Below are 4,312 nucleotides of genomic sequence, written 5' to 3'. Positions count from 1 at the left end.
ACCGCCGCCGTGCCGCCGAGCCGCCCGCGCCGCCGTGCCGCCCGTGCCGCCGTGCCGCCCGCCCCGCGCGTGGGCGCACAATTCGTTTGCCGTAGTGCGGCATCCGGACGCATCCTGACCCGATGTTGATCCGACGAGAGACCCGCTCCGACATCGACGCCGTACGGGCTGTCACCTCGGCCGCGTTCGCCAAGTCGGACACCTCGGACACCGTGAACAGCTCATCTCCACCGCCGCCGGTTGAGGCCACGCTGCTGGACGAGCTCCGGATCAGTGACGGCTGGTTGCCCGCGCTGTCGTTCGTCGCCACCGGCGACCGCGGCGAGGTGATCGGACATGTCGTCTGCACCCGCGGCCATGTCGGCTCCGACCTGGCCCTCGCCCTCGGCCTCGGCCCGCTCAGCGTGCACCCCGCCCATCAGGGCCGCGGCGTGGGCCTCGCGCTCGTCCACGCGGTGCTCGGCGCCGCGGACGCGTTCGGCGAATCGCTGGTCGCCCTGCTGGGCAGCCCCGCGTACTACGGCCGGTTCGGCTTCCGCCCGGCGACCGAGTACGGCATCACGGCCCCGGATCCGGCCTGGGGCGAGTACTTCCAGGTCCGGACCCTGACCGCCTACCAGCCGAGCGTCAAGGGGCCCTTCAAGTACGCCGAGCCGTTCGACCACGTCTGACGCGGCAGGAGCCCGTGACGCGGCAGGAGCCCGTGACGCGGCAGGAGCCGATGAGGCGGCAAGAGCCGATGAGGCGGCAAGAGCCGAGGCTCACTGAAGCGGCGCGTCGGGCGGCGGCAGCCGGACGATCCGCTCCCGGTCCACCGACTCCACCCCGTCCACCGCCGCCAGCACCGGGATCCGGTCCTCCGCGATCGTCCCGGACAGCGAGCCCAGGATCGGCTGCTCACCGGTGACCGTCAGCCCGACCCGGCGCGCGGCCTCCACCACCTGGGCGAACCGGTCCGGGTCGACCGAGAGGATGACCCCGACCGGCCCGGACCGTGTTGTCCGCCCCATGGCGCCGCCGCTCACGGGGCCTGGAGCAGACCGGCGCCGATGTCCGCGCCCGGCTGCGCCAGCGGATGGGCGCCGGACAGCAGACGGGTGCTCAGGTCCGCCGCCGAGGCGTCCGGATGCGCCTGCGCCAGCAGCGTGGCCACACCGGCGGCATGGGGCGTCGCCATGCTCGTACCGCTCATCGTCTGGTACGTCCCGTCGGGCGCGGCCGAGAAGATGTCGACCCCGGGCGCCGCGATATTGACCTCCCCGCCGGCGCCGTTGATGGCGCTGCAGGAGAAGAACGCGGTCCCCAGGTCCTTGCCGAGTGCCGCCACCGCCAGGATGGACGGGCAGTTGGCGGGCCGCCCCACCGGCGCCACGAAGCCGGGCCGCCGGCTCTCGTTGCCTGCCGCGGCCACGATCACCGTGCCACGCCGCAGCGCGCGCCGCGCCACGTTCTCGTACGTCTGCGGGAACAGCTCGCCCGGCTCCACCGGAGCCCCGAGCGACATGGAGACCACCCGGGCGCCCTGGGCGACCGCCCAGGCCATCCCCGCCAGGATCTCGCCGTCGGAGCCCACGCCCTGGTCGCTGAGCACCTTGCCGACCAGCACCCGGGCCTCACCGGCCACGCCGTACCGCGGCGCGTGCCCCGGCTTGGCCGGACCGGCGACGGTGCCGACGCAGTGGGTGCCGTGGCCATGGCCGTCCTCGACGCTCGCCCCGGACACGAAGGAGGCCGTCGCCTCGACGCATCCGGTCAGATCCGGGTGGTCGGTGTCCACACCGGTGTCCAGCACGGCGACCTTCACCCCGCTGCCCGTCAGATGCGACCAGTTGGCGCGGATCCCCTGGAGACCCCAGGTGGTGTTCTGCTCGTCCCACGCCGGTCCCAGCGAGGTGGCGAGCTCGGCCCGGGTGTGCCGGGACACCTCGTCATCGTCGCTGCGGTACGTCGGGAAGAAGCCGGTCAGCGTGCGCCGCGGCTCCGTGATCACCGACGCGTACACCACGCGCTCCGGCTCCGTCGCGATGATCGTCGGCTCCGTCTCCGCCGTGGTGACCAGCGCATGGCGCTGGTCCGGCTGCACATCGACGACGGCGACGCCGAGTTCGTCGAAGACCACCGACACATCGGCGCGCCCCAGCAGCTCCGCCGCCCCGGGTTCGGCCCCGCGGACGCGCTCCACGGACGAGATCCCCACGGACGAGCGCAACGCCTCCATACCGCGGTCGGGCTCCTCTTGATCGAGCAGGACCACATACCGCCCGGTGTACTCGGTCTGCTGCGCCCCCAGCGGCATCCCGGCCCGCTGCTGCGGCCGCTCCCCGTTCGGCCCCTTACCCATGGGCCCCACGGGCCCAGGTCCGTTCGTCATTGCCTTTCTCCGCTCCTGTGCGCGGTCAGTGCTCTCCCCGGAATGTCTCTCCCCGGAATGTCTCTCCCCGGGATGTCTCTCCCCGGGATGTCTCTTCCCGGGGATGTCTCACCCGCCCCCACAGCCCCCGAGCCCCCATGTCCCCCTTATGCCCACCGTCACCCCCCGCGTGGGGGCCCGCAACTCGGGGTCGGGCCCCCGCGCACATCGATTGACCCGAAGCGTCCGGCACGTCACCCGAAGCGCCCGTTACGCGCTCCGAAGCGCCCGTTACGCCCCGCTCGGCGCCGCGCGCCGCTCCAGCACCCGCGAGACGGCGCGGGCGATGCTCTCGTCGATGCCTTCGCCGAAGGTGGCCTCCGCGAACCGGGCGAAGCGCGCGACCACCGCGGGCCCCGCGCCCTCGGGGGAACCGGCGTCGAAGGGCGGCCGCGGGTCGTACTCCATGGCCAGCTGGGAGAGTTTCGCGGCGTCCTCGCCGAGGACGCGCGCCACGAGGGCGAGCCCGAAGTCGATGCCCGCGGTCACCCCGCCGCCGGTCATCCTGTTCCGGTCGACGCACACGCGCTCGCTCGACACCTCGACGCCGAACCGCGCCAGCTGATCCCGGGCGGCCCAGTGCGTCGCCGCCCGGTAGCCGTCGAGCAGACCCGCCGCGGCGAGCACCAGCGAGCCGGTGCAGACCGAGGTGACGTACGAGGCCCTGCGCCCGTGGTGCGCGAGGAACTCGACCCTGGCGCGGTCGAGCAGCACCTCGTCGACGCGTCCACCGGGGACGAACAGGATGTCCAGGTCGCCGGGGCAGCTGTCGAGGGTGACGGTCGGCAGGACGGCCAGCCCGGTGTCGGACACCACTGGGTCCAGTGAGTCCGACACCAGGTGGACCCGCATGCCCGCACTGGCGAAGGCCAGGTGCGGACCGACGAAGTCGAGCGCGGTGTGACCCCCGTACAGCACCGTGCCGACTTCCATCGGACGCGCGGCGTCCGTCCCCCGGCCGTTCTCCCGCGTCGTTTCGCCTGCCAACTCGAGCCTCCGTGGTGTGCCTGCCGAACGCGTGGGAATCACGCTTTTTCGGCAGGTTAGAGACCGGTCACGGCATCAACCACGAGCGTTTCTGCCGACCCTCCACGGATTCTCGCCAGCGCCTCGCGGGAGGACGCCGGGCCTCAGCCGAACTGGCCGGGCTGGTAGTCGCCGGCGGGCTGCTGGACGATGACGTTCAGCCGGTTGTAGGTGTTGATGACGGCGATGATGGAGACCAGGGCGGCGAGCTGCTCCTCGTCGTAGTACTTGGCGGCGTTCGCCCACGCCTCGTCCGTGACACCACCGGCCGCGTCGGCGATGCGGGTGCCCTGCTCGGCCAGCTCCAGGGCGGCGCGCTCGGCGTCGGTGAACACCGTGGCCTCCCGCCAGACCGCGACCAGGTTCAGGCGCGTCGAGGTCTCCCCGGCCTTCGCGGCGTCCTTGGTGTGCATGTCGGTGCAGAAGCCGCAGCCGTTGATCTGGCTGGCGCGGATCTTCACCAGCTCCTGCGTCGCGGCAGGCAGCGACGAGTCGCCGATCACCTTGCCCGCGGAGTTGAGGTGCTTGAGGAACGTGCCGAGGAGCGGGTTGCCGAAGAGGTTCAAGCGAGCGTCCATGATGGGCTCTCCTATGCGGTTGCCGTGGTGACACCTCCCTGACGGAACGGCTCGGAGAGATGTGACAGGGCTGGATGTGACCTGCGTCTCCCTCGGCCGGGGCGCCGCTCAGGGCGTGGGCGAACGGATCGGCCGCCGTCCCCGGAGCCCGGGGGCGGCGGCTTCTCGGCCTCGCCGACGCGCTGCGGGCCCCGTGGGGGCCTAGTTGTGTTGTCCGGGGAGGTTGGTGACGGGCGACGCGCCGTGAGGGGTGCTTGAACGGGGCGAGGGCCTCTGGTTTCGGTGTGGATTGCGAGTC

5 protein-coding genes are annotated in these 4,312 nt (G+C 72.5%); 1 reads left to right on the top strand and 4 read right to left on the bottom strand.

The genetic code is table 11. The features are described from left to right. The first annotated feature begins 122 nt into the window (after positions 1–122). A complete protein-coding gene (locus ABD329_RS47315) occupies positions 123–671 on the top strand; it encodes a GNAT family N-acetyltransferase (protein ID WP_198282132.1) in 549 nt (182 codons plus the stop codon). A 90-nt stretch (positions 672–761) separates the two neighbouring features. On the opposite strand, the gene ABD329_RS47310 is transcribed toward ABD329_RS47315, so the two are convergent. The 4 genes from ABD329_RS47310 to ABD329_RS47295 all read right to left on the bottom strand — a co-directional run bounded on the left by ABD329_RS47310 (position 762) and on the right by ABD329_RS47295 (position 4,014). Beyond that, the gene (locus ABD329_RS47310) at positions 762–1,010 is read right to left on the bottom strand and encodes a hypothetical protein (protein ID WP_198282131.1); all 249 of its coding nucleotides are present in this window, start codon (positions 1,008–1,010) and stop codon (positions 762–764) included. A gap of 11 nt (positions 1,011–1,021) precedes the next feature. After that, entirely contained in the window at positions 1,022–2,371 is a 1,350-nt protein-coding gene (locus ABD329_RS47305) for a S8 family peptidase (RefSeq protein ID WP_198282130.1), read from the bottom strand. Positions 2,372–2,641: 270 nt separating this feature from the next. Next, complete coding sequence (locus ABD329_RS47300) at positions 2,642–3,397, bottom strand: DJ-1/PfpI family protein (protein ID WP_198282308.1); 756 nt, start codon at positions 3,395–3,397, stop codon at positions 2,642–2,644. Positions 3,398–3,540: 143 nt separating this feature from the next. Then, on the bottom strand, positions 3,541–4,014 hold the full coding sequence (locus ABD329_RS47295; RefSeq protein WP_198282307.1) for a carboxymuconolactone decarboxylase family protein: 474 nt from the start codon (positions 4,012–4,014) through the stop codon (positions 3,541–3,543). Between the last annotated feature and the right edge of the window lie 298 nt (positions 4,015–4,312).

This window comes from Streptomyces javensis (genome assembly GCF_039525925.1).
Classification (GTDB): domain Bacteria; phylum Actinomycetota; class Actinomycetes; order Streptomycetales; family Streptomycetaceae; genus Streptomyces; species Streptomyces asiaticus.
The sequence above is the reverse complement of the archived record's forward strand: the minus strand, read 5'-3'. Positions and strand labels throughout refer to the sequence as shown.

Excerpts from the sequence above, each read along its gene's own strand:
- ABD329_RS47310 (WP_198282131.1), bottom strand. The coding sequence starts at position 1,010 with ATGGGGCGGACAACACGGTCCGGGCCGGTCGGGGTCATCCTCTCGGTC.
- ABD329_RS47295 (WP_198282307.1), bottom strand. The coding sequence starts at position 4,014 with ATGGACGCTCGCTTGAACCTCTTCGGCAACCCGCTCCTCGGCACGTTC.
- ABD329_RS47305 (WP_198282130.1), bottom strand. The coding sequence starts at position 2,371 with ATGACGAACGGACCTGGGCCCGTGGGGCCCATGGGTAAGGGGCCGAAC.
- ABD329_RS47315 (WP_198282132.1), top strand. The coding sequence starts at position 123 with ATGTTGATCCGACGAGAGACCCGCTCCGACATCGACGCCGTACGGGCT.